We start from the raw sequence: 26,325 nt of genomic DNA on the forward strand, positions 1-26,325 counted from the left end.
GGTGTTGAGCATCATATTGGAGGCTCGTCATGATGAAACGGAATATCAATTCGGAAGCGCCCGATACTCCCGATCCCTGCGGATCGGTATCGGAACCATTAACCTATATTGCCGGACCCATATTGTTGACGGCAGCATTGTTTTTTTTCCCGCAGAGTGCGCAGGCCACTATCAGTTGCGCCCGTAATCTGGAGGCCAACGTGGTCGCCCTTGATCAACCGCTGATGTTTAATCGGCTGGGGGCTCAGAACGTCAACGGCATGATGTTTGCGCTGCGCCGGGACGTGGTGGACGATCACGGGGTGCCCCTGTCTATCGGCGGGGCTGCGGTACCCGGAGAGGTGACGCTGCGGCCCGATAAGCGGCCTCGGCCACTGGTATTAAAGGTGGCAGCCGGAGACTGCCTGACTGTTAATCTGCAAAACCTGCTGGCGCACCAGTCCAACCCCAACAATGCCGACGAGGAGGCGCTGAACATTGATGATCAGGTGGCTGATCGGCATGTGGGGTTTGAAGTCGCCGGTATGCAGGCGGTGAACTCTATCGGCGACATCGCCACCTATGTGGGTCGCAACGACAATGCCTTGCTGGCTCCCGGTGCCAGCCGCAGCTATACCCTTTACGCCGAGCATGAGGGCGCTTTTGTCGCCACCAGTTACGGAGCCACCCTGGGCAGTGATGGCACCAGTGGTAATGTGGCGAACGGCCTCTTTGGCCAGGTCGTGGTGTTACCCAAACACGCGAAAACCTATCGAAATACGGTGACCGAAGAAGAGATGCGCCTGGCCACCATCGACAGAACTCCCGCGGGTCAGCCAATCATTGATTATGAAGCCCGCTATCCCATGGGGGAGCCCTGGCTGAGCGAAGGCAAGGCCGGGCTGCCCATCTTGAATATGATTGACGGCAACGAGATTATTGCCAGTCATACCGATACTGTCGTTATGGGGCCCAATGCCGATGGCAGCTTCCCGGCCGATACCTATCCCCTGGAAAGCATCGGCAAGCGAAATCCCGCCTTGCCCAACCGACTGGAGCCGTTCCGCGATTTTTCCATAGCGTTTCAGGATGAAGTCGCGGTCGCGCAGGCATTTCCCGGTTATTGGGAAGATCCGGCATTCGGCCATGTGCTCGAGCCGGTGCGCGATGCCTTCATGATCAACTATGGTTCCGGCGGCCTCGGTTCCGAGATCATCGCCAACCGACTCGGGGTGGGCCCCATGCATGACTGCATGTCATGTGCCTATGAAGAGTTTTTCCTCAGTGCCCATACCGTCGGTGATGTCGCCATGCAGGTTGACGTGCCGGCCAACATCGGCCTGGAAAATATCGCCCCGGGGGAAGTGCCGTCGGAGAACGATATCGGCATCAAGGCCAGCATGGCGCTGTATCCTGCCGAACCGTCCAACGTCAGCCACAGTTATCAGGGCGATTTTGTCAAAATGCGCAACACGCATACGGGGATCGAGAATCATATTTTTCATTTGCACGGCCATCAGTGGCTGTTCAACCCCAATGATGACAACTCCGATTACATGGACGCGCAGGGCTTAGGCCCGGGGGCGGGTTATACCTATGAAATCACCAACGGCGGTTCGGGCAACCGAAACCGCTCGGCCGGTGATTCCATCTACCACTGTCACTTCTATCCACACTTTGCCCAGGGCATGTGGGGCATGTGGCGGGTGCATGATGTGTTTGAAGAAGGCACCCGCCTGCAGGTCTCCGAAGACGGGACCGAGGGTTACCATGAAGAGCCGTTTGCGTTGCGCAGCGGCCTGCCTGCCGCCGGCGCACGCGCCTTGCCGGATGGCGAAATCGTGGCCGGTACGCCCATTCCGGCGATAGTGCCTTTGCCGGGCAAGGCCATGCCACCGATGCCGGGCTCGGTCACAGTGGTGCCTAAATTTGCTACCGACCCAGAAGATAGTGAGGAGTCTATTCTTGTTGGCTCTGTCGCCTTGGTAGATCGCAGCGAAGCCAACCGTAACGCCGACGGTCATCTGAAAAACCCCGGCTTCCCCTTCTGGATTGGGGGCATAGAGCACACCGTTGGTCAGCGGGCACCGACGCCGCCGTTGGACATGTTGGACCCGGCGACCGCTCAGGCCCTGAAAGATACAGGCGACAGCCTGTGGACGTCACTCGATCCGGCACAGGTTGATGGCTGGAATGGGGGCTTGCCCCGTCACGCCCTTGAGGGATGGTCGAGTGGTGGTGAGGCAGAAGTGATCACCAGTGCTCTGGATTTCACCAAGGTTGTTACTCGTGCCAAACCGGTTTTCTTTCCCGAAGAAGGCACGGATGTCGAACAGGCAGGGATGGCATTCCATGCCCAACCCGAGCACGCCAGTTTTAGCGTGTTGCCCAATGGTGACGTACAGCCGAAGAACTTCCTGACCAACGGCTCACCACCGGTGCCGGGAGCGCCTTTCTTTGAGCCCTGTATTGACGACAAGCAAAAGCGTCTGACCCAGACCTCAGGTATAGGAGAGTATTTCAGTGGCGATCGGCTGGATGGCATGTCATTTACCGGTTCGTCGCAATTTACCGCCGACAATCCGCGTATCTACAAGGCGGCCAACATTCAGGTGGATGCGGTGTTCAACAAGGTGGGTTACCACTATCCGCAAACCCGGATGCTGGCGTTGTGGGAAGACGCCTGGCCCATCATCAACAAGCAGCAGCCGCCAGAGCCGCTGGTCATGCGTCTGAACACCTTCGATTGCGCCGTGTACCAGCAAACCAACCTGATCCCGGCTTTTTTCGAGCTGGATGACTATCAGGTGCGTACGCCGACCGATGTGATGGGACAGCACATTCACCTGCCCAAGTGGGATCAGACCTCTTCCGATGGCTCGGCCAATGGTTGGAACTATGAAGACGGTGTGCTGGCGCCGACCACAGTGGTAGAGCGTATCCATGCGATTCGTGAACATAATCAGTGTGTGCAGAATGACCCGCGGGAAGGAACAGAAGCCTGCCCCGAGGCCAAGGTGCATCCTTATTTTGGTCAGTTCAATCGCAGCGACTGGGTAGGCGCCAGAACCACCATGCAGCGCTGGTTTGCCGACCCTGTGGTCAATGTGCACAACATCGATCGTGGTCTGGGCAACATCTTTACCCATGACCATTTCTCACCATCCACCCATCAGCAACTGGGGCTGTATGCCACCGTGCTGACCGAGCCGGCGGGTTCAGAGTGGTTTCACGCGGAAACGGGTGAGCGACTGTACAACACCGCCGAGCGTAATGATGGTGGCCCGACCTCCTGGCAGGCGGTGATTGCCACCGGAGATATCAACGGCGATGGCAAAAACGACAGCTTCCGCGAGTTCTTCCTGGAGTACAGTGACTTTCAGCATGCCTACGAGGCGGGTGTCTACGTAGGTGCCGGCCCCGATGGTGTGCCCAACCCCGGAGCCTACCCGGCAACGGCCGACAGCTTCCGCTATGCCATCAATCCGCCGGCACGGCAGAGTGCCAGCTCCTTGCTGGAGTCGGTGGTCGAGGTGGAAGGCGGGCAAATACCAGGCTGTCTGAGCCGACCCTGTCCTCAGGCGATTTCGGTCGAAGATCCCGGAATGTACACCGTCAACTATCGTAACGAACCGGTGGGGCTGCGCATTTATGACCCCGAGCGCATAGCGCCTGACGGTAAACCGGGTATGCAGGCCGAAGGACTGGCCGGTGACCTGGCGCACGCTCTGCAAAGCCGCACCGACCGTGCCATACCGGCCTTGAACCTGGCGCCCAGCGACATTATCTCGGCCGTAGGCCCGACTGGTGGCACCACCACCTTCCCGCCCCATATCAACCATGGCGGCGACGAGCCCGGTGACCCCTTCACCCCTATGTTGCGTACCTATTCGGGAGACAATGTGCGGTTAAGGGTGCATGCAGGCGGCTATGAGGAGGCACACAACGTAACTCTGCACGGCATCAAGTGGCTGCGTAACGGAACCGGGGTCGGCTCCAGCTCCAATGCCGGCTGGCGCGCCTCGCAGCAGGTTGGCCTGTCGGAGCAATTCGGCTTTGCCGCTCCGGTGGCCATGCTGTCGAGCTCGGATGCCGAGACCGGCGATTACCTGTACTCCATGAGTGCCTCGGTAGAGGGCTATTGGCACGGTATGTGGGGGATCATGCGTAACTACACCACCAGTCGCAACGACTTGTTCCCGTTGCCGAACAACCCACGGCCGCTGGCATCGCGCAATACGGTGGACTTCGACGGTGCTTGCCCACGCTATGGACCCAACCCCAATGGCATAGGGACCAGGGCCACACCGCAGCGCAACTACGAAATAGTAGCGGCGCTGGCCAACGATATCCTGGGTAACCCTCTGGGACTGACCATAGGGGACCCAGATGGTGATGGCCTGCATGTGGGGGGACCACTCAATCCGGATGGCGGTACTCTGGTCTATAACACACGACCCGTGAGTATTCCCGAGGAGAGTGTGCTGGACGAAGAAACCGGTGAAGCTACCCTCATTGGCGGCCAGTCAGGCCCGCTGCACGACCCTACTGCCATCATGTATGTGCACAAGTCCGATCTGGATCCCCTGACCGGCAAGCTTAAAGAAGGAGTACCTATCGAGCCGCTGGTGCTGAGGGCTGCTGCCGGTGATTGCATCAACGTCGAGCTGGAAAACCGCTTGCCGCTGGAGATGCCGGATCTGCCCAACTTTGCAGTAATGGCAGACACGGTCAAACGCGATCGCTTTGGCGAGCGGGGGGCTACCACCTTCAATAATAACCTGATGCGACCTTCCAACCATGTGGGTATCCATGCGCAGTTGCTGGCTTACGATATCACCCGCTCGGATGGCACCAACGTGGGTATCAACCCGGTACAGACAGTACCGCCACGTGCCGCCGGAGCGCTTGAGTATCCGAGTAGAAGCTATCAGTACTACGCAGGACACTACGAGCGGGAAGGACAACCGGTTTCTCGATTGGGACGTAATGTCGACCGGATCGATACCACTCCCATCGAGTTTGGTGGCTTGAACCTGATACAAGCCGACAGGGTCAAGCAGCCTCAGAAGGGGTTGTCCGCGAGTATGGTCATCAGTCCTTTAGGATCCACCTGGACCGAGGATGCGGCCACGCGAGCCTCTGCAACCGTGCAACCTCTGGGCGAGCCGGCGTATCGCGACTTCACCCTGAGCTGGCAGCGAGGGCTGAATATGCGCTGGGCCGATGGTCGACCGGTGGAGAACATGATGCCGGAAGGCTTCGGAGTACCCGCAGATCCCGAAGATAACTCGGGCATGGCCATCAACTACAAGAGCGAACCGCTGTGGTACCGGTTTAAAAAGGCGCCTGACGCTCCCACGGGGCGGGCCGGTGGCCATGGCTGGGGAGATATTCCCAATGCCCATATGGCCTACAGTAACGATCTGACCAATGGTGACCCGGAAACACCCGTGTTGACGGTGGCGCCCGGACAGCCGTTCCGTACCCATGTACTGCAAGGTGCCAGTGCCGGGCGCGCGGGGAGCTTCCAGCTAACCGGTCACGTGTGGGGACGTATGCCTTTCGTATCGGAGAAGCAAGACGGTTATGGCTACCCGCTCAAGCATCCGGGCGTCGGGTCTGTGGCCTTCGGCTATAATCCGATGGACATGTATACCGGTGTTCAGGAGAGCATATTGCCGGCAGCCCATTTCAGCATGATGTTCCCCAGTGCTGGTGGCGGTAACGCTATACCCGGGGACTATCTGTACCGGGACTTTACCGGCGGCGGTAATGCCAACGGGCTCTGGGGTATCCTGCGAGTTGCGGCTCTCGAGACACCTCCGCCCGCAGATGATGGCAGACCGCCTCGACGTGAGCGAACCAGAAGGTAGTAAGCAACTAAGCAACATAGCCCGGAAGCGGATTCCGGGCTTTTTTAACGAGAGGGATATGCCGATGAAGCTATCATCGATATTTTATGTGCTGTGTTGCGCGACACCCTTGCTGATGACCCAGCTGCAGGTGCACGCGGCCGAGACAACTACAGAATCCGGGGCGGCCAGCGATGCCCCCCATCATGTTCGAGACACCTCAACCAGGGAAGAGCATCACCTGCAACGGGATGGCGTCGATATCGACTTCGAGATAGTCCCGCTTGGCAATGATGCCATACCCACAGAAGGCAAGCTGGTTGATATTCGTTTTCGTCTTCGCGACGCGACCACGGGGCAACCCATTTCCGGCCAGGTGCCCGGTGCCTGGCTCGATGTTGCCCAAAGTGTCCCCGAGGGCGGGGATTATCAGTCCCAGTGCAAGGCCAAAATTGGTTATTACCTCAAGGGGCGCATGGGAGCCCGCCCCCTGATCGATTTCAACAGCTACTATCTGATGGTACTCAATCAGGATGCCAGTCTGACGGTGATAGACCCTTCCATTTCGGTAGGAGGCATCACCAGTACCCTGAGTCGAATAGCACTGAAACGCGCGCCCATGGACTGGGTTGTCGGAACGAACGACAAACGGCTCTATGTTTCCATGCCCAATGCCGGGGAAGTCGCGGTGATAGATACCGAAAACTTCAAAGTGTTGACCAATATAGCAGCCGGCCCCGAGCCGGTGCGGGTAGCATTGCAACCGGATCAGCGTTATCTGTGGGTCGGCAACGATAGCCGGCATCAGGAGCTGGGGGGAGTGACCGTCATCGATACCCAGAGCCTGGAGCCGCTGAAAACCCTGATCACGGGGGCGGGGCATCATGATATTACCTTCAGTGACGATTCCCGCCATGCCTTTGTCAGCAATCGGGATGCGGGCACCTTGACGGTATTTGATGTGGCGACCCTGACTGAAGTGGCGAAAATAAATACAGGGCCACATCCACTGGCGGTGGCATTTTCGCCCTTGTCGCAGGCGGTGTATGTCAGCGACGGCAAAGAGGGCACTGTCACTGTGGTTGATGCCCGCAGTCTGCAGGTACGCAAGGTTATTCAGGCCGGGCAGGGTATAGGCCCGTTGCGCTTCAGCCAGGACGGTCGCTTTGGCATAGTGCTCAACACCATGGAAGACAATGCGACCATCATAGACGCGGCGACCGACGAGGTACTGCACAGTGTTGAGGTGGCCGCCGAACCCTATCAGCTGGTGTTTACCCGTTCTTACGCTTATATCCGCGGCCTGGCTTCATCCAGAGTCTCCATGATTAATCTGTTATCGCTGGGGGCAGGAAAAACGCCCACGGTACAGAGCTTCGAAGCCGGCCCGGCGGCGCCCAAACTGGCCGGTAACCTTCCCCTCGCCACCAGCCTGGCACCAGCCAGGGAAGACGCCGCCGTGTTTGTCGTGAATCCGGTAGACAACAGCACCTACTTTTACACCGAAGGGATGAATGCTCCCATGTTCAGTTACCTGAATCGTGGGCATGCGGCGCGGGCAGCCAAGGTGATCGATCGTAGCCTGCGAGAGCTGGAGCCCGGTGTTTACAGTACCAAAGTCAAGCTGCCGGCAGCCGGCAAGTTCGATGTGGCGCTCATGCTCAATCAACCGGAACTGACGCACTGTTTTACCGCAGAGGTAGCGACCGATACGGCCTTGGTGCAGCGGTTGCAAAAACCCCAGGTGGAGTTTCTGTGGGACAAGCCATTGGTGGCCGGTATGCCGGTCAAGATGCGTTTGCGATTGACCCGGGGCCGGGAAAGCCAGCCGGTGAGCGGAGTCGAGGATCTGCGGATACGTTATTTTCAGGCACCTTCCTCCCAGCCCCGTGAGGTCGAGGCTCTGGAGATCGGTGACGGCATTTATGAGGCCCAGGTCGCTCTCGAGTCGGCTGGCGCCTATTACCTGCATGTGGCCGCGGCTTCCCTTGGGTTGGGATTTAATGATCTGCCTTATACCAGCCTGCGTACCCAGCCCAGGGTGGTGGCGACCGAACAGGTACGTTAAGAAAATGACTCGGCATAACAGGAGTACTGATGATGAAAGGATGCAACATCAACACAGGTAGGTTACTCGCTCTGTTTGGAGCGAGTCTGCTCGCAACGTCGGTGCAGGCACATAGCCCCGAGCACCATATTCATGAACAAGCGGAGCCGACCCGGGCGGCAGATGCGGCGGTGCACTTCGCCGAGGTATCCCTGCTCGATCAAACAGGCCACTCGGTCAACCTCAAAGATGACTTGGTAGCGGACAAGCTGGTGGTGATGAGTTTTATCTATACCAGCTGTACCACAGTGTGCCCAGTCGTTTCGGGGTTGATGAAGCAGGTGCAGAGCCAGCTTGGCGAGCGAGTAGGAGAAGAAGTGCAACTGGTATCCATTAGCGTGGACCCCTTGCGTGATACCCCAAGCCGGCTGCTGCAATACTCCCAAAACTTCAATGCGGGAACCGGCTGGAGCTGGCTCACCGGCACGACCCGGTCGATCGATCAGACCCTCAAGGGCCTGGGCGCCTGGGCAGCCGATTATGAGGCTCACCCGCCGTTGATCATGGTGGGTGACGGGCGCAGCGACCGTTGGGCCCGCTTCTATGGCTTTACGTCTCCCGAGACCCTGGTCGCCAAGGTCAATGAGCTCAGTCGCGCTCGCCAGTCGCTGGCACACAACCATTCCGCTATGCATGAAGGAACTCAACCATGAAATACATCCCCTTTAGCGCCCTGCTGTTGAGTATGATGATCAACCCTGTGCTGGCTCATGAAAACCATGATGCTCATACTCAGCATCCGCAGGCGGAGCAGACTGAAGTGAGTGCGCCCCAAGACGCTCGCAGTTATTTTACCGACACCACTTTGCTAAACCAGCATGGGGAGGCGGTGCGTTTCTACAGCGATGTGTTGCAAGACAAGGTGGTACTGCTGAATGTGGTATTTACCCAGTGCGCAGATGCCTGTCCGTTGATCACCCGCAAGCTGAAAGAGGTGCGAGCAGCGATGGACGAACAAACCGCCGAGCGGGTGCACTTTATTTCCGTGACCAGTGATCCCGTGAACGATGATCCCGAAGTGCTCCAGGAGTTTATACACAAGCACGGGGTAGAAAGCCCGAACTGGAGTTTTCTGACGGGTGACAAGGCCGAAGTTGATCTGGTGTTGTCGCGTCTCGGACATTTTATCGATAGTCCGGAAGCCCATTCCACCTTGCTGATCGCCGGCGATGTGGCGAACAAGCGGTGGAGCAAGATCCGGCCCGATGCACAGGTACAGGCGATTGCCCAGCGTTTGCAATTGTTGACCGAACCCAGGTACTGACCCCATGCGCTATCGACTCTGGTTGGCTGGCGCTTTACTGTGTCTGAACGGGCCCGTTACCGGCCTCGAACTGAACCCGCAAGAGGCGGCGGGCAAGCGGCTGTATCTGCATGGCGAAGGGGCGGGGGGCAGTTTGGTTCAGGCACGGGTAGGGGCCGCCGGCACTGTATTGCCCGCCTCGGTCCTGCCCTGTGCCAGTTGTCATGGGGCAGACGGACGAGGCCGGCCGGAAGGGGGCGTGCGGCCCCCGGCCATTCTCTGGCGGCGGCTGACCCTTGCTTATGGGGGACGGCTGAGCCATGGGCGCACTCGACCGCCCTATGACGAACACACCTTTGCCCGCGCGGTGACCGAAGGGCGGGATCCTGCCGGTGAACGCCTGGATCCCGCCATGCCCCGGTTTGTGATGTCGTTGCGTGACATGAACAACCTGACCGCCTATTTAAAGCGGCTGGAAGAGGATGGCGACCCCGGACTGAAAGAGAACAGCTTGCGTATTGGCAGCCTGCTCCCCAAAGCAGGAGCCAGGGCGGAAATGGGGGCGACAGTCGCCGGTGTGCTTGAGGAGGTCTTTTCGCGTATCAATGATAACGGCGGTATTCATGGCCGTCGGCTCGAGCTGGTTGTCGTTGACCCCGGAGACACCCGGGCCAGTGCCGAAGCTGCATTGGACGAATTACAGGAGAGTGAACCGGTTTTTGCCCTGCTGGCACCGCTGGTGCCGGGGCTGGACGGAGCGCTGGCTGAGTGGGCCGAGGCCATGGGTATCCCCCTGATTGGCCCGCTTGACCCCTATGCAGACGGCAACCATCGTAGCATGGTCTTTCGGGCCCTGGCCGGCTTGCGTGAGCAGTTGCAGGCGCTTGGCGACTTTGCCGGCGATATGCTGCCCCCCGATGGGCGCAGCGCCGTTATCGCCTATTCGGAACCGGCCCACCAGCGTGAGCTGGCCGAGTTTCTGGCTGAGCAGCTGCGACACTCTGGGTGGCCTCGGGTACAGCTGTTGGATAACCGCCAGCAGAGCGGGACTGATGAGCCCATAACGACACCCAACCAGGCGCTGTTTTTCATCGGCGCCTCGCAAGACTTCGTCGATCTGGCCGAGCAATGGCATGCGTCGGGGCGACGACCTTATTTGTTTGCCGTGTCGGCTCAGGTTGCCGGTGAAGTGCTTAACCTGCCGAGATCATTCTCCGAGCGGGTATTTCTTGCTTATCCCTTTCTGCCCAGTGACTGGACCTCGGCCGGGGCCGCCGAGTTGGCCGCGATACGGCAAAGCCGGCAGCTGGGTGGCCGATATACGGCGCTGCAGGTGCAAGCCTATAGTGCCGCCGTTTTACTCGGCGAAGGTCTCAAACGTTCCGGTCGTGACGCCAGCCGAAAAAAGCTGGTGACCGCTCTCGAGGCCCTTTATGGCTTTAATACCGGGCTGAGCCCGGCCCTGAACTTTGGGCCAGGAAAAAGGGTTGGGGCCGCGGGAGCGCATGTGGTGACGGTGGATCTTGAAACTCGACGCTTTCGGCCACTAGGGCCTTATCTTCGTATAGAGGACTCGCTATGAAGGGAATGAAATGGGGACTGTTGTTCATCTTGTATTGTTCACAAATGAGTATCGGCTGGTCTCAGGTTGTGGGAGTGGCGGCCAGGGTTAACGGGGTAGAAATCACTAACTTCCGCCTCGATCGCCATTTTGCCGATTATCTGCTGGCGCAAGGACGCAGCGTGGGTGCTATTCGCAGCCCGAGTGTTTACAAGCGGTTTAAAAACGAAGCGCTGGAACAGCTGATCGATAAAGAGCTGCTATGGCAGGAGGCACAACGACGCGGGCTTAAAGTGGATCAGACACGAGTGCAGGCGGAGCTGCAAAAAGTAAAATCGGCCTTTGGTAGCGCCGAGAGCTTTGCTCGTCGGCTGGATAAAGATGGCTTTGATGAGTCCGGTTATGCGGATTATCTGGAGCAGGAGCTGGCGGCCATGATGGTACTGGAATCGTTCGCTCGGGTGTCTTCGCCCTCCGAAGAGGAAGTGAATCGACTCTATCAATTGAACCTGAAACTGTTTGAGCGACCCGAACAGTTACAGGCACGGCACATATTGCTGAAAGTCGATGCCGGAGCGAATAGCGAGACCGACGCCGCGGTACATCAACAGCTGACAAGCCTGCAGCAGCAATTAAGTCAGGGTGCTGACTTTGCCGCTCTGGCACGCCGTTATTCCCAAGACAGCTCGGCGGAACAGGGGGGCTTGCTGGATGATTTTCAGCGAGGTGATATGGTTTTGCCCTTCGAGACTGCCGCCTTTGCTCTGGTACCGGGAGGCATCAGCGAGCCGGTCCGAACCCGGTATGGTTGGCATTTGATCAAGCTTGAACAGCACAAGCCTGCGGTCTCTATGCCAGCGCAACAGGCCCGGGAGCTGATTCGACAGCAGCTGGTCACCCAACAGCAGGCCGAAGCGCGCGCTGACGCCCTGGCACGACTGCGAGCTGATAGCGAGATTGAAGTGCTGTCTCGCTAATGGCTTGAGAGTCCCCAATATTGGGGAAGTGAGTGTGACCTACCCAGCTTTTCCTCTATTTTGGGGATAGATGCATCAGTTCTGATAAAAATTTCGGCTATTTTCATGAAATACAGGATAAATTCACGGTAGTTTTTTTTGGCGTGAAGTATGCATGTTTATGTCTGGATACGTGCAACTGCGGCAAGAAAAGGCCCGCTTGAAAAGTAATAGGAGTTTTCCATTATGAATAACAAGGTGCTGATAGTCGAAGATGAACTTATTTTGGCGCAAAATCTCAAGCTTTATCTCGAATTTCAACAGCTGGAGGTTCAGGTTGTCAGTAACGGGGCCAGTGCTATCAGTCTGGTGCAGAATGATTTTACTCCAGACATTATCGTACTCGACTTTCGCTTGCAGGATATGGCAGGGCTCCTGGCATTGGATGCCATTCATCAATACTGGAATGGTCATTGCGTATTAATGACAGGAAATCCGATCAGTGATGTTCGCGAACAGGCAGTGCAGCGCGGAATAAGCTACATTCTATTTAAACCTTTTCCGCTGGCGGAGTTGGCCCGGGCAATAGGGGCGTTAAGGGACGTTAGTCAGAGCAATCATTGCGATGTCGGCTCGCCCGAAAAGAGAACAGATCGCAGGCGTCGTCAGCGCAGTGACTTTCCATTACAGATGTATGATGGCACCTGGGTATATGCTGAACGGCGTCAGTCTGAGCAGGCTGACATTCCGGAAGAAATCTGCTCAAAAGATGAATCGACCGAGGATAACGGTCGAACCTAATGCGTGAGGGAAGGTCATGGATAGACGATCCTTATTGATGGGAGTTGAGCCTGATAATCAGGACATACCGGATAGACCCGCTATACCCGTCACGCCTCGCTTCGATGCCGGGCTATTAGGTCGCGCGCGCACCCTGTCCGCTGAAAGTGGACGGCGACTGGTGGTAGAGCTGGAAGAACTGGTGGCGCTGACGCCGGATGAGTTTACGCTGCATCTGGGTCAGAGCCTGCATTACCCCGTGCTGGACGGCGAACGCCTGTTTTCCTGTGTGCCTTGCTTCGAGCGGGTGTCATTGGCACAAGCGCTCAAACGAGAGTTTGTCATGATCCTGCTGGACCAGCAGCTGGTGGGCGTTTTTTCCGACCCATTCGACGACGCAAGGTTGGCCTGGATCGACGCCTGTCTGGATGGTGCCCCCTTGTACCTGGTACACAGAGAAGCGCTGGTTGCTTATCTGGCCCGCCATGAAGAGACATACCAGGCCGTGGGTACGCTGAATGCCGAGGCCGAGCCCCATAATGACAGTGATGTCACGCTGGAAAACCTGTCATTGACCAGTATCAGCGAAGATCCCAGCCTGGTGGTCAAACTGGTCAATTCAACCCTCTACGATGCCCTGAAAATACATGCCAGTGATATACATATTGGTATGACGGGGCAGGGACTGGTTATTAAATACCGTATCGATGGGGTATTGAATAATATCAGTCGCGTTCATGGCAGTGATATTGCGGAGCAGGTTATCTCTCGCGTTAAGGTGATGGCTGAACTGGATATCGGTGAGAAGCGAGTACCGCAAGATGGCCGGTTCAAGATTGCGATAAAAGGGCGACAAATAGATTTTCGAGTCTCCATTATGCCCAGCATCTTCGGTGAAGATGCGGTATTGAGGGTACTCGACAAGCAGGAGCTGGCGGACAAGACCCAGGGAGTTCACCTGGAGTCGCTAGGCTTTGAAGAAGCCACCTTGCGTCACCTGCGGCGGTTGGCAGCTGAGCCCTATGGCATGGTACTGGTCACCGGGCCGACGGGCAGCGGCAAGACCACCACCCTTTATGCGATGCTGACCGAAATCAACCATGGCGTAGACAAGATCATCACCATTGAGGATCCGGTCGAATATCAGCTGCCCGGAGTGTTGCAGATCCCGGTTAACGAGAAGAAAGGACTGACCTTTGCTCGTGGGCTGCGCTCCATTCTGCGTCACGATCCGGACAAAATCATGGTCGGTGAAATTCGCGATCCCGACACCGCTCAAATAGCCGTGCAATCTGCGCTCACCGGTCACCTGGTGTTTACCACTATTCATGCCAACAACGTGTTTGATGTTATTGGTCGTTTTACCCAGATGGCGGTCGATCCCTACAGCTTCGTCTCCGCGCTTAACGCGGTATTAGCCCAGCGCTTGCTTCGCCTGGTGTGTCCGTCCTGTGTCACTCCCGTTACTCCCAGTCAGGATGAGCTGCAAGCCTCGGGTCTGGACAGCACCAGTATCGAGGGTTTTCATTTTGTGCACGGCACCGGCTGTGGCCATTGTCGTGGAACTGGCTACCACGGCCGCACGGCAATTGCCGAGTTATTACAGCTGGACGATGAGCTGCGCCAGCTGATCATCGACCGCCGACCGGTAGCCGAGCTCAAAGAACTCGCCTGTCGACGTGGGCTGCATCTGTTGCGCAGCTCGGCGCTGGCGCTGGTACGTGAAGGGCGAACTACTCTGGAGGAGATCAACCGTGTCACTTTTGTCGACTGAGCGTTATATCGCCGTCCTGGGTGGTGAAGGAGTGGGTTTGTGCCGGAGCTCGCGGGATGGTTTGGTGTGGCTGGGCCGTGCCGACAACAAGGATAGTGAGAAGTCGGGCTGGCTAGCCGCACTGGAGGGGTTGGAGCGCTTGTTTGATCAGGTGTCGAGTCGGGGGCGAGCCAAACTGCATGTGCTGGTCTCCAATCAGTTTACCCGTTATTGCCTGCTTCCCTGGAGTGAGCAAATCGACTCGCCGGGTGAGTTGCAGAATTATGCCGGTATTTGTTTTGAGGAGATCTATGGCTCGCTCAATAATGAGTGGCAGTTTCGTTTTTCGCCCGAAGCCGGTGGTCGGGCTCGCCTGGCAGCGGCCATGCCGGCTGAACTGCTCTTCAGTTTGCAACAGAGTGCCAGCAGCAGAGGCTGGCAACTCGGCTCGGTACAACCTTATCTGATGGCGGCGTTCAACCGCTTTGCCAAGGCGCTGCCCGAGGATGACTTTTTGTTTATTCTCGCGGAACCCAAGCGCAGTACCTTGCTGTTGGCACAAGGAGGGCACTGGGCGCACGTGCGTTCGTTGTCGAGTGACGACTCCGATCAGGCGCTGGGCATCCTGGTTGAGCGGGAAAGGGAGTTGCAGGAGCTAGAAGGCACGCCGGCGTCACAAATTTACCTGCATGCACCAGGCCGAGTCGAGTCGCCACCCAGTCCGGTTTGTGCGGTGCCCACCCATCCCCTTGCTCTTCCCCTGCCCGAAGTGGGGGGAGATTATCTTTATACCATGGCAATGGCGGTACTCTGATATGCGGTCACTCGAACTCGACTTTCAATCTCGTCCACGGGCCAGTCTGCCGGGGTGGGGGTTGTTGTTGCTGGCCGTCATTGTTGCCCTTTTGAGTCTGCTGTATCAATGGCGACTCACCGCCGCCATAGAAAATCAGCAGCATGAGCTCGCGCAGGTAGAGGGTGTTTTACCGGGGCGAAATGCAGCCGCGGGGGCTGTCTCAGGTTATGTCAGTCCCGAAAAAAAGGCTGAATTGAAAGAAATCCGCCGGGTGTCCGAACAGATGAACCGCCCCTGGGAGGGGTTGTTTACCCTGCTTGAAACCATGTCTCGGGAGGATGTATCCCTGCTGTTGCTGGCACCGGATGCGCACAAACGGCAGCTACGCATCTCGGCCGAGTCTCGTGATTTGCCGGCCATGCTGGCCTTTCACCGTCAGCTGGAGCAAAGCGATGAATTAAGCGATGTGTCCTTGCTGAGCCACGAGATAGTGGCGAGTGTGGCCGAACGGCCGATTCGCTTCACCCTGCTGGCGACCTGGGAGGTGAACCATGAGTATCCCTAAGCTGATCCTCCAGGAGCAGTGGCAACGATTGGGCTGGCCTGGTTGGACAGGAGGGCTGCTGTTGCTGTTGGCGCTGGGTTACGGTGGGCTGGTGCTCTTGCCGGAACGGCAGCATTTGGCGACGCTGAAGCAGCGTACCAGCCAGGCCGTTGAATACCGCGAACGGCTGGAGCAGGGACTGGAAGTGCCGCCAGCGGCGCCGGGACAGCAAGTGGATGATTTTTATCAGGCTTTGCCGGCACAGATGGATGCCACGACCGCCATCGATCGTATTTATGTGTTGGCCGAACAGGAGCACATCTCTTTGTCCCGTGGCGAGTATGCGCTGGGGGTTGATCCAAAAACGCAGCTGGTACGTTATCAAATTCTGTTGCCGGTGCGTGGCAGCTACCCTCAGTTGCGGCGTTTTCTCCATGGACTCCTGGCCGAGTTACCCGCAGTGGTACTGGAGGAGGTGGACTTTCGGCGTAAGCAGATTGCCGATGCTCAACTCGAGGGCCGAATTCGTATGACATTATATTTGTCGAGGTTGTGATGGAACACCGCAAACGACTTTACTGGGGGATATTCTTGGGGCTGGCTGGCGTTCTTGCCATTATTCCCGAATACTTTTTTACCGATGAGAGCGCAAGTATGCCCGTCCAGACAAGGGCGGACTTCTCACCGCAGGAGCAAGGACAGCTGGCGACATTACGTTCTGGCCAAAAGTCGGTGAGTATGAACAAGCAGGCAGGCCGTATCAGAGGGGAAGAGCAGGCAGTAGCCACCCGTACCGATCTGTTTGCCCCTCATAGCTGGTATGTGGCACCGCCGCGAGCACCGGTGACCGTGGTTCCCGTGTATTCACCGCCGCCGCGGCGCCCTGTGGCGCCCCCTCTGCCTTTTCGTTTTATTGGCAAACTGGATGACAGCCAGAAAATGCTGGTGTTTTTACAACGAGGAGAGGAGGTTCATGTTGTTAGTGTCGGTGATGTGATCGACGGCACTTATCGGGTAGATGGAGTGACCGACGACAGGATGACGTTGGTCTATCTGCCTCTGCAAGCGACTCAGTCTCTAAATGTAGGGAGCAAACTATGATAGTGGCGGCACGGGTTAATGACGACGGAATGACGTTAGCCTGCCTGCCTTTTCCGGCGGTGAAATCTGTTTCCGGCGGCAAGGCTTGGGTAAGGAAAAGAGTGACTGGATATTCGTGGAGCCGCTGGCTGCTCATGATAGCAGGGTTGGTTCTGCTGGCCGGGTGTGCCGGTGTGAGCCGGCATGAGGGGGTGACGCTCATCGAGTCGGGGAACTACGAGGAAGGGCTGGCCAAACTCGAGCAAAGCGCCGCGGAAAAACCACGTAATACGGCCCTGCAGCTTGCCTTGGCAACGCAGCGCAAGAAGGTATTGACGACCTTGTTGAGTCAGGCAGACATGGCCAGAGCTTCACGAGACTTCGTGAATGCCCGGCTCGGTTATCAACGGGTACTGGGCATTGATCGCTATAACGCCAGAGCCCAGGAAGGGCTGCGTCAACTGGATGAGATGCACTATATCAGCGACATGCTTCGGCACGGGCAGACGGCGCTGCGTCGGGGTGATTTAAGTGGCGCCGAGCAGCAGGTACGCTCCATTTTCGCCCTGGATCCGAAACATGAAGGCGGGCGACAGTTACAGCGCAGCATCGAAACACTCAGGGCGCGTACTCGCACTCCCTATCCGCAGTTACGTTCTCGCTTGAGCCGTCCGGTTACCCTGGAATTCAGAGACGCCAACCTGAAAGTAATCTTCGAGGTGCTGGCCAGTACGGCCGGATTGAATTTTATCTTCGATAAAGACATCAGGCCGGATCTCAAGGCGTCGATATTTGTGCGTCAAGTCAGCATCGAAGACGCCGTTGATCTGCTGTTGCAACAGAATCAGTTGCATCAGAAGGTGATCAACGACAATACCATTCTTATTTATCCCGACTCGCCACAGAAACTGAAGGATTATCAGGATCTGGTGATGCGCACTTTCTACCTGACCAATACCGATGCCAACTCGGCGCTTAACCTGATTAAGACCATGCTTAAAACCCGAGATATCTTTATTGACGAGCGGCTCAACACCCTGACCATGAGAGATTCGCAGGACGCGGTGCGCATGGCCGAAATGTTGCTGTTGTCGCAAGATCAAGCCAGCCCCGAAGTGGTGCTGGAGCTGGAGGTGATGGAAGTATCCCAGCAGCGAATTCTCGACCTTGGGCTGCAATGGCCCAACACCTTTGGCGTGATTAACGCCGATGGATCTGCTATCGGCATTCTGGATCAGTTGCGGGGTATTGATTCGGGGCGCATCACCATATCACCCTCTCCCCAGCTCAGGGTTAATGCCCAGGACAATGACGTGAATACCCTGGCCAGCCCGGTGATCCGGGTGACCAACAAGGAGAAAGCCAAGATCCATATTGGCCAGCGAGTTCCCATTATCAGCGCCACTTCGGTGCCCTCCACTCAGGGTCCGGTAATTACCGAAACCATCACCTATCTGGATGTAGGTCTGAAACTGGATGTAGAGCCGACCATCTATCTTAACGATGAGGTGGGGATCAAAATTTCTCTGGAGGTGAGCAATGCTACGCCACAGCGCCCCACCAGTACGGGAACCATTCCGGTACAGATAGATACTCGCAATGCGATGACCACACTGCGGCTGCGTGATGGTGAAACCCAGTTGCTGGCCGGCCTGATGCGTAATGACCATTCTTCCAGCGGTAACAAGATCCCGGGGCTCGGTGACGTTCCCGGTTTGGGCCGACTGTTTGGCAGTAATCAGAATACGGTCGGCAAATCGGAACTGGTGTTGTCCATTACTCCACGTATCGTTCGCAACCTGCCATACCGCAGCCCCAGCGACATGGAGTTTTCGAGCGGTACCGAGAGTCACTTGCAGCTGCAACCTGTTTCGGTACCGCTATCTTCGCTTGGCTCTGAAGGGCTGAACAGAGACGCGCCGGTATATTGAGGGGGGCAGGATGTTACAGCGATCCCGGGGGTTTTCACTGATCGAAATGGTGATCACCATGGCGCTGGTGGCGCTGCTTGCCAGCATGGCATTACCCATGACGGAAACCGTGATCCGTCGCGGCCACGAGCAGGAGCTTAAAACGGCCTTGTACCAGATCCGTGATGCCATAGATGCCTACAAAATGGCGGCGACGGCCGGGTATATTCAAACGTCGGCCAATGAAAGTGGCTACCCGCCCTCCCTGCAGGTGCTGGTGGAAGGGGTACGCGACGTACGAGATGTCAAAGGGGGGAAAATCTACTTCTTACGCCGCATACCACGGGATCCTTTTGCCGATCAACGACGGGAGGCGACAGAACACTGGGGGCTGAGAGCTTACGTTAGCCCGGCAGATGAGCCCAGAGCCGGGGACGATGTCTTCGATGTTTATTCATTGGCTCCCGGCACGGGGCTTAACGGTATTCCCTATCGGGCATGGTGATTTATGAAACGGAACCTGGGTTTTACCCTGATTGAACTGCTGGTAGTGATGGGCATTATCGCCATGCTGCTGACGGTGGCGGGACCGCGTTATTTCACCAGCCTGGAAAAGGCGAAGGAGACCACACTCCGCCAGAGCCTGTCGGTAATGCGTGAGGCGCTCGATCAATATTATGGTGATAGTGGCCGTTACCCGGACTCCCTTGAGCAGCTGGTGGAACAGCGCTATCTGCGCAAGGTGCCGCAGGACCCTATTATCGAGCGCAGTGACTCATGGGTCATAGTGCCACCGCCGGATGGTAACGGGGTAGGGGATATCAAAAGCGGAGCCCCAGGCCAGGCCCGGGATGGAAGCCGGTATGCGCAGTGGTAGCGGTGTGGCCGCGGGGCAACAGGGATTTACCTATATCGGGGTGCTGTTCCTGGTGGTGTTAATGGGGTTGGCGCTGGCCGGAACCGGGCAACTCTGGTCACAGGGTAGTCTGCGCGCCAAGGAACGGGAGCTGCTATGGGTAGGGACTCAATATGCCCAGGCGTTGCGCAGCTACTACCGCAGCTCGCCGGGCGTGGCCCGGTATCCGCAACGGCTGGAAGAACTGCTGGAGGATCCCCGCTTCCCTCAGGTTCGTCGCCATCTGCGCCGTCTCTACCCGGATCCAATGACCGGAAGTCATGACTGGGGGCTGATCCTGTCCGTTGATGGCCGCATTGCCGGCGTTTACAGCCGCTTGCAGGCGCAGCCGTTAAAGCAGGCGAACTTTCCGGCTCAGTGGGTGGAGTTCGAGCACATGGGCAGCTACCGAGACTGGCAGTTTGTGGCAGAAAAGTCCTTTTTAATGAACTGACTGTATCCGCCCGCCGCGCTATGGGGTCTACAATCATGATAAGGGGTAGCGAGATGAAACGTCAGGCGAACCGTCATCCGGAGTATGCTTGTATATCCAGTGATGTCGCTCTATTGGTCACCGTATCCGAGTGTGTAAAAACAGCAAAAAGTTCCCGCTTGAGAGGGCGCTCACTATTAATGGGGTTGCTACTGCTGTTGTTGACGGCAGGGAGCGTGAACGCGAACGAGGACGAGATGATGGGGTTCATCGTCGATAACAGCATTTCTCGCGTGGGGCATGAATTCTATCGCTATTTCACCGAACGTTTGCGCGATACCAGCAAAATGGACTTCAATCTGGTGGTACGCGAACGACCCTCGGCCCGCTGGGGTAGCCTGGTGTGGGTAGAGTATGAAAGGAAGACGCTTTATCGTAACTTTCTCGCCCCCAATACTTCGCAGCTGCAGTCGGTTGCTCATGAAGCGGCGGATCTGGTGCGTGAAGAAGTTGCCCGGCAGAAGTTGGAAAGTCTGTTTCAGGACACATTCGATTTGGAGAGGGATGAACTATGAAGATAAAAATGGCGTCTGCTCCGGTCTGCTTCTGGCTGGCCGCCAGTTGTGTTACCGGTGCGGCTCAGGCCACAGAGCTGGTCTATACCCCCATTAATCCCACCTTTGGTGGCAGCCCCTTGAATGGCTCTTTTTTGCTGGGTAGCGCTCAGGCTCAGAATAAACATAAGGATCCGGAGCTGGAGAGTCGGCTCAGAAATACCCCAACGGCACTGGAGCGCTTTACCTCCCAGCTGGAGTCGCGCCTGCTGTCACAGTTGCTGACTAATATCCAGGACGGCAATACCGGCAGCCTGACCACGGAGGCGTTTATTATTAATCTTGAAGATGACGCGGGAATTCTGAGTATCATGATTACCGACCGGGTGACCGGTGAAGTATCGGAAGTGGTCGTTAACGGCTTGTAAAATCAATTATAAATAAACCGCTGTATCAAGGTCTAACAAGGATGTCGAGACAATGAACAGATTAATCATGCTGACTTTAGTGTCAATGGCGCTGTCGGGTTGTGCGGTGCGCGAGCCAGTACAGGCGGAGATAGAACCCGAAACCCCGACCCTGACGCCACGGGCGTCTACCTATTATGATTTGCTGGCGCTGCCCCGGCCCAAGGGGCGACTGGTGGCCGCCGTCTATGGTTTTCGTGACCAGACTGGTCAGTATAAACCCACACCGGCCAGTTCATTTTCTACCAGCGTGACCCAGGGCGCCGCCAGCATGCTGGTGGATGCGTTGCAAGCCAGTGGCTGGTTCCATGTGCTGGAGCGTGAAGGGCTGCAGAACGTGCTGACCGAACGCAAGATCATCCGTGCCTCCCAGAACAAACCCAACACGCCGGTTAACATTCAGGATGCGCTACCACCGCTGCAGGCGGCAAACCTGCTGCTGGAAGGCGGCATTATCGCCTACGACACCAATGTGCGCAGTGGTGGAGAGGGCGCGGCCTATCTGGGGATCAGTCTCTCGCACGAGTATCGGGTCGATCAGGTGACGGTTAACTTGCGCGCGGTGGATGTGCGCAGTGGGCGAGTGCTGGCCAACGTCATGACCAGCAAAACCATCTACTCGGTGGGGTACAAGGCGGGGGTCTTCAAGTTCATCGAATTCAAGGAGCTGCTGGAAGCCGAGGCGGGCTACACCACCAATGAGCCGGCCCAGCTCAGTGTATTGTCGGCAATTGAAGCGGCGGTGGCGCACCTGGTGGCACAAGGTATCGAGCAGAGACTGTGGCAGGTGGCCGATGACAGCAGCTCCGAACCTTCATCTCTCCCGAAATACCTCGACGAAGCGCAGCGTAATGCCGAGCGTGGCTAATCAGCTTTTTTATCCGGGGTTGCAGTTATATGTTCAGGACAGAGCTGTACCGCAACGGGGGCTGTCCTTTTTATTGCGCGTGTTTTCGGGGGCTTGCTCTATGCCTTCTACCCACAGATTAAGCCCTGTCTTCATTCGGCTCGACTTCCACCCGTAGCGGGCCGCCTTGCACGGCACAGCTGTCTTACACGCTCCTGTCTGAAAGTCTTGAGGAGGCGGCGAGGTAGCCGCTGCGGTCGACATAACTCCGGATAACAGCATGACTAACATGGGGTGTGACCTTGTGTAGGCAAGCACTTGTAATGGAGTGGCCGCCATAAAATGCTTGCAACCAATAATGCGGCTGCAAAAAAAGCCGCCCACGGGGGGCGGCATTGAGTGGGAGTCTGCTCAGTTCTGGGTGGTGGTCGCGGTGTTTCCGGTGCCGTACTGAGTGATATAGGCCGTCTGGCTGAGGCTGGACTGGGTGACAGTGGCCGTGTTGTAACTGCTGCCTGCTTCCTGTTTGATCTCGGCCCAGTTGCTGCTGCCGGACTGATCCAGAGTGACGGTATTGTAGTCGCCGTGGCTGTAGCCCATGGCATAGTTACCGACATCGAGGCCGCCGCCATCGCTTTGCACCGCGGTCAGCGTGTTGCCGGTGCCGCTCTGGTCGAAATACAGCTCGTTATAGCTGCCGGTCTGATGGAGGTTAACCAGGTTTTCGCCGCCGCTCTGGGTCAGGGTGGCGCTCTGACCGGTACCGAACTGGCCACCATCATTGTAATCACCGTACTCGGTACCAGCGTAGACTTTGTTGTCTGAGCCAACCGAGGTGACGGTCAGGCTGTGGCCATCGCCCTCCTGATAGAGGTAACTGAGGTTGTTATCGCCGCCACTTTGGCTAACGCTGGCGGTGACTCCGTAAGCGTCGTATTGCTCTACCAGAACGGCATTGGTGCCGCCGTCCTGCCACACCGTCGCCTGGTTGTATTCACCAACAAGCTGGTCGACAATCGCCTCGTTACCGGTGCCGTACTGGGTGGTGGTGGAATTACTGCCCAGCTGATCCCACTGCCATGTACCCGAGTAGTTGCCGGTACCGGACTGCAGCACTGTGGCGGTATTACCCGAACCGCCAGCCTGGTCGACATAGGCATCGTTACCATCGACAAACTGCTGCAGGTCGATGGTACTGTTGCTTTCGGAGTCCTGGACGGTGGCGGCAATGTTGCCGTCGTCATTCTGGATGATGTGCACTTGGTTTACGCTGCCGGACAGCTGGGTGACCGAAGCGTCGTGGGTGTTGCCGTTCTGCACGGTTGAAGAGATGCTTCCAGTTTCCCCGTTTTGGGTGGAGCGAGCATCGTTTTCGTTACCGGTCTGGGTTTGAATGGCGGTGACATCACTGCCATTATGCTGGACACTGGTGGCTATGTTTTCGTTTCCTGTTTGGGTCTGTGTTGAACTGCTGCCCGCATCTGCTAGCTGATCGGCAGTAGCCGAGTTGCCATCACCGGTTTGGGTCTGGGTGACGGTACTCAAGCTGGCTGCGGTCTGGATCACTGTGGCCTGGTTGGTGGCACCGTCCTGGGTCTGGGTGGATGTGCTGTTGTCTGCCAGTGCCTGAACGCTGAGCAGGGTCATCATGGCCGCGGCGACCGGCGTGATTTTAAACTGGGCTACGTTAAACATGGTATTACCTCCAAAGGATATTTATCGTGTACATCACAAATGAACGTCGTGGATATCAGTGATACTGGCGAAGCAGTACATTCTGGTTATTGCCGTGTTGGGCGATACTGCCTTGCAGCCCGGCCCCGGACTGTTCGATACGGGCTCCGTTGTTGGCGCCTTCCTGCACAATCAATGCCTGGTTGTCGACACCTTCTTGTGAAATAAAGGCCGCATTGCCCTGACCCGTCTGATTAATCCTTGCCATATGGCTACCTCCTTGTTGCAAGATATAGGCTTCCTGATCCGTGCCAGCCTGGACGATAATCCCCAGCAGGGATTGGCCGGACTGGCTTATGTGCGCCAGGTTGTTCTGACCCTGCTGGAGCACTACCGCCAGCTGAGCCTGTGCTGTACTACCGGGTTCGCCTGTCCCTGGCACTATCAAATCGGCATTCCCGGCCAAATCGAAGTTCTCCATCAAATCTGCCGCCTGCAGCGGCGCACTGACCAGACAGAAGCAGAGGCCAAGCAGAAGTGCTTTATGGTGGCGTTGCCTGTTTGTCTGGTGTGGCATGGTTTCAGATCCCTCTGGTTTTTCTTCCTGCCCGGTTTACCGGCAGTCAGGCCTGCCTCCGCGTCCTTGCAGAGGCAGGGGGAAACGCTACCGGATATTCACCGGCACCGTGATGGCATTACCGAAGGCCGAGCTGATGGTAGCGGTCGGGTCCTCTGCCAGCACCAGATCGGTGGTGCTGGCCGACAGCTGCCAACTCCCGGTCTGGGTCAGCGTCGCCGTGCCCAGCGTCACGGGACCATTGATGCCCGAGACCTCGACGGTAATGGTGTTGCCGGCTGCCACCGAGGTCTGGCCTTGCAGGTCCCATCTGATGCGGTTACGCCTTGCTCTGGCATCTGCGCGGCTGACCGTCAGATCTTCAGTCGCGTCCGGTTGTGGCGACACGGTTACCGTGACCGTGGCCGGCGCCGAGGTCACACCGAGCGAGTCTTGTGCCTGGTAGGTGAAGCTGGCGTCAAAGGCGCTGGTGACCGACGTTGGTGGCGTATAGGTCACCGTGAGGCCGTCGGTAGTCACTGTGCCCTGACCGTCAGCCGGCTGGGTGAGGCCGACGATGCCGAGCGGCGTATTGCCTTCCGGGTCGCTGTCGTTGGCCAGCACATCTATGGTCACCGGAGCACTCAGGGCCTGGGCGCTGTCGTCGACCGCAGTCGGGGCTTGATTGGCACTGACGGTTACGGTGACAGTCGCAGGCTCGGAAAGACCACCGCGGCTATCCTGCACCCGGTAGGTGAAGCTCGCTGTCACGGGCACATTGTTGGTGGTGCTGGGTGGCGTATAGACCACGGACGTGCTGCCATTGAGCACCACACTGCCTTGACCAGCCCCCGGTTGGGTCAGCTCCACTATGCTGAGCGGAGTATTGCCATCGGGGTCGCTGTCGTTGGTCAGCAGCTGAAGCGTGACAGGCACGCCTGTGGTGGTGGTGCCGCTGTCGTCCTGGGCAATCGGTAGCTGGTTTTCGTCCACATCCGGGGCCTTGCCGCTGACCATTACCAGCTCGGTATCAGCGCCGCCAGCGGCGGACTGTACTGTGATACTGGCAGGAGGCTGGGGCAGATCGGTTATGGTCAGGCTTTGTACTGTACCCGACTTGCTCAACGGACCGAAACCGGTGGCAACCAGATCCGGTACCTGGGTTTCATCGCTGGATGTTGCCTCTATGCGCAGGGTGTTATCGTCCCACGAATAGGTGGCGCTGTTGATTTTGACGATGTCCACCAACGAGCTGGACAGGGAGCTCGAGGGGCCATTTGGCGAACTGGCGGTGACCACAATCAAGGGTGGCAACTCTGCTGACGAGGGCTGCTGCACGAAGAAGCGACCGTTATTATCAGGGATAAGGTCGGTCAGGCAAGGGTCGCCGCCGACCAGTGCCACGGTTTCCCGGTAGCAGACTTCGGCATCTGTCGACGAGCTGGCGAAGACCTCGATGTTCGTCTGCTCAGTGGTGCGTTGGTAGCTCGCTCGTTCGATGTCCAGTGGGATCGAGGGGACTGTGTTTGGGTCGCGTACCTTGCCGGAGAGGGTGAACTGATCGTTTGTAATCGTACCTGCCGGACCTTCAATACTAACAAAGTTGGTATTGAAGGGGCTGCCGGTGACCGATTCGGTCAGGTTGGGATTACCAATAAAGGTTTCGGGTAGCTCGGTGTCCGGGTTGGTCTCGGTATAGGGGCCATTCACGCTTTGCAGGAAGGGGCCCAGATCTCCTCCCAGGGCGCCGGTGAAGTCGCCCGGTGCACCTATTCCGATGTCACGGGTCATGTTGATGGCCCGTCTGCCGACATCGGCTTGGTCTACCACGAAGGTTTCGACGCCGTAAGGGTGGGTAACGGTATAGGTGCCCGCCACGGGCACAGAGGCGCGGATACGAATGCGGGCAAAGCCAACCTGATCTCCTGCTTTCGGTTCTTCCGCGGCGAAGGCCGCTTCCAGGGCGGCGACATACACCTCGAGCTCATAGCCGGGGACTGCATCTTCAGGAATAGAGGTCTCGGCCAGAAACCAGAATGTCTCCCCTGGCCAATTGTTCGGGAAGACCAGGGGGTCGGCATCGTCAAAGACCCCGGGTTCGGGATTCAAGATACACATGTAGGCACCGGCAGTGCCCCCGCTGATGGCTTTGGATGTACACAGCTCCAGTTGCAGACCATTTTCGTCCTCATACCAGAGCGGAAAACCACCGGATATGGCCGTATGGGGCCCTGGGGCCACCCCCGACAGCGCGGCCTGGGCCGGCCCGACGGTGGCGACAAACAGCCCTATGGGAGTGATGATTGTTCTTGTCCATTTGTTCATGATGCCTCCT

22 protein-coding genes are annotated in these 26,325 nt (G+C 57.4%); 19 read left to right on the forward strand and 3 right to left on the reverse strand.

The window, feature by feature from the left end:
- Window positions 1–29: 29 nt before the first annotated feature.
- From mnxG to ACN0VL_RS05920, 19 genes are all read left to right on the forward strand, one after another.
- Entirely contained in the window at window positions 30–5,855 is a 5,826-nt protein-coding gene (gene mnxG / locus ACN0VL_RS05830; protein ID WP_417615433.1) for a manganese-oxidizing multicopper oxidase MnxG, read from the forward strand.
- A 64-nt stretch (window positions 5,856–5,919) separates the two neighbouring features.
- Entirely contained in the window at window positions 5,920–7,902 is a 1,983-nt protein-coding gene (locus ACN0VL_RS05835; protein WP_417615435.1) for a cytochrome D1 domain-containing protein, read from the forward strand.
- 29 nt (window positions 7,903–7,931) lie between these two features.
- Entirely contained in the window at window positions 7,932–8,594 is a 663-nt protein-coding gene (locus ACN0VL_RS05840) for an SCO family protein (protein WP_417615437.1), read from the forward strand.
- Window positions 8,591–9,205, forward strand: a complete 615-nt coding sequence (locus tag ACN0VL_RS05845; protein WP_417615439.1) for an SCO family protein — start codon at window positions 8,591–8,593, stop codon at window positions 9,203–9,205. The genes ACN0VL_RS05840 and ACN0VL_RS05845 overlap by 4 nt, the downstream gene beginning before the upstream one ends.
- A 4-nt stretch (window positions 9,206–9,209) precedes the next feature.
- Entirely contained in the window at window positions 9,210–10,766 is a 1,557-nt protein-coding gene (locus ACN0VL_RS05850; protein ID WP_417615441.1) for an ABC transporter substrate-binding protein, read from the forward strand.
- Entirely contained in the window at window positions 10,763–11,722 is a 960-nt protein-coding gene (locus tag ACN0VL_RS05855) for a peptidylprolyl isomerase (RefSeq protein ID WP_417615443.1), read from the forward strand. The genes ACN0VL_RS05850 and ACN0VL_RS05855 overlap by 4 nt, the downstream gene beginning before the upstream one ends.
- A 225-nt stretch (window positions 11,723–11,947) precedes the next feature.
- A complete protein-coding gene (locus ACN0VL_RS05860; RefSeq protein ID WP_417615445.1) occupies window positions 11,948–12,502 on the forward strand; it encodes a response regulator in 555 nt (184 codons plus the stop codon).
- Window positions 12,503–12,518: 16 nt separating this feature from the next.
- Complete coding sequence (locus tag ACN0VL_RS05865; RefSeq protein ID WP_417615447.1) at window positions 12,519–14,255, forward strand: GspE/PulE family protein; 1,737 nt, start codon at window positions 12,519–12,521, stop codon at window positions 14,253–14,255.
- On the forward strand, window positions 14,236–15,048 hold the full coding sequence (locus tag ACN0VL_RS05870) for a hypothetical protein (RefSeq protein WP_417615449.1): 813 nt from the start codon (window positions 14,236–14,238) through the stop codon (window positions 15,046–15,048). Before ACN0VL_RS05865 ends, ACN0VL_RS05870 begins: the two co-directional genes overlap by 20 nt.
- A 1-nt stretch (window position 15,049) precedes the next feature.
- Entirely contained in the window at window positions 15,050–15,595 is a 546-nt protein-coding gene (locus ACN0VL_RS05875) for a hypothetical protein (RefSeq protein ID WP_417615451.1), read from the forward strand.
- Window positions 15,582–16,130 carry a GspMb/PilO family protein gene (locus ACN0VL_RS05880; RefSeq protein WP_417615453.1) on the forward strand — a complete coding sequence of 183 codons (549 nt, stop codon included), beginning with the start codon at window positions 15,582–15,584 and terminating at the stop codon, window positions 16,128–16,130. The genes ACN0VL_RS05875 and ACN0VL_RS05880 overlap by 14 nt, the downstream gene beginning before the upstream one ends.
- Window positions 16,130–16,675: a hypothetical protein gene (locus tag ACN0VL_RS05885; RefSeq protein ID WP_417615455.1), complete on the forward strand. Its 546-nt coding sequence runs from the start codon at window positions 16,130–16,132 to the stop codon at window positions 16,673–16,675. Before ACN0VL_RS05880 ends, ACN0VL_RS05885 begins: the two co-directional genes overlap by 1 nt.
- A gap of 101 nt (window positions 16,676–16,776) precedes the next feature.
- On the forward strand, window positions 16,777–18,585 hold the full coding sequence (locus ACN0VL_RS05890) for a secretin N-terminal domain-containing protein (protein ID WP_417615457.1): 1,809 nt from the start codon (window positions 16,777–16,779) through the stop codon (window positions 18,583–18,585).
- A gap of 10 nt (window positions 18,586–18,595) precedes the next feature.
- The gene (locus ACN0VL_RS05895) at window positions 18,596–19,069 is read left to right on the forward strand and encodes a type II secretion system protein (protein ID WP_417615459.1); all 474 of its coding nucleotides are present in this window, start codon (window positions 18,596–18,598) and stop codon (window positions 19,067–19,069) included.
- A 3-nt stretch (window positions 19,070–19,072) separates the two neighbouring features.
- Window positions 19,073–19,441 carry a type II secretion system protein gene (locus ACN0VL_RS05900; RefSeq protein WP_417615461.1) on the forward strand — a complete coding sequence of 123 codons (369 nt, stop codon included), beginning with the start codon at window positions 19,073–19,075 and terminating at the stop codon, window positions 19,439–19,441.
- On the forward strand, window positions 19,428–19,913 hold the full coding sequence (locus tag ACN0VL_RS05905; RefSeq protein ID WP_417615463.1) for a type II secretion system protein: 486 nt from the start codon (window positions 19,428–19,430) through the stop codon (window positions 19,911–19,913). Before ACN0VL_RS05900 ends, ACN0VL_RS05905 begins: the two co-directional genes overlap by 14 nt.
- A 179-nt stretch (window positions 19,914–20,092) precedes the next feature.
- Window positions 20,093–20,467 (forward strand): curli production assembly/transport protein CsgE, encoded by a 375-nt coding sequence (gene csgE / locus ACN0VL_RS05910; RefSeq protein ID WP_417615465.1) that lies wholly within the window; start codon window positions 20,093–20,095, stop codon window positions 20,465–20,467.
- Window positions 20,464–20,874 carry a curli assembly protein CsgF gene (locus ACN0VL_RS05915; RefSeq protein WP_417615467.1) on the forward strand — a complete coding sequence of 137 codons (411 nt, stop codon included), beginning with the start codon at window positions 20,464–20,466 and terminating at the stop codon, window positions 20,872–20,874. The genes csgE and ACN0VL_RS05915 overlap by 4 nt, the downstream gene beginning before the upstream one ends.
- A 52-nt stretch (window positions 20,875–20,926) precedes the next feature.
- Window positions 20,927–21,781 carry a CsgG/HfaB family protein gene (locus ACN0VL_RS05920; protein WP_417615469.1) on the forward strand — a complete coding sequence of 285 codons (855 nt, stop codon included), beginning with the start codon at window positions 20,927–20,929 and terminating at the stop codon, window positions 21,779–21,781.
- Window positions 21,782–22,171: 390 nt separating this feature from the next.
- Here ACN0VL_RS05920 and ACN0VL_RS05925 read toward each other — a convergent pair whose 3' ends face one another.
- From ACN0VL_RS05925 to ACN0VL_RS05935, 3 genes are all read right to left on the reverse strand, one after another.
- Entirely contained in the window at window positions 22,172–23,455 is a 1,284-nt protein-coding gene (locus ACN0VL_RS05925) for a hypothetical protein (RefSeq protein WP_417615471.1), read from the reverse strand.
- Between the two features lie 55 nt (window positions 23,456–23,510).
- Window positions 23,511–24,011 (reverse strand): hypothetical protein, encoded by a 501-nt coding sequence (locus tag ACN0VL_RS05930; protein ID WP_417615473.1) that lies wholly within the window; start codon window positions 24,009–24,011, stop codon window positions 23,511–23,513.
- Between the two features lie 87 nt (window positions 24,012–24,098).
- The gene (locus tag ACN0VL_RS05935) at window positions 24,099–26,315 is read right to left on the reverse strand and encodes an Ig-like domain-containing protein (protein ID WP_417615475.1); all 2,217 of its coding nucleotides are present in this window, start codon (window positions 26,313–26,315) and stop codon (window positions 24,099–24,101) included.
- Window positions 26,316–26,325: the final 10 nt, after the last annotated feature.

Origin of the sequence: Oceanisphaera sp. (assembly GCF_048268965.1) — a bacterium.
GTDB lineage: Bacteria > Pseudomonadota > Gammaproteobacteria > Enterobacterales > Aeromonadaceae > Oceanimonas.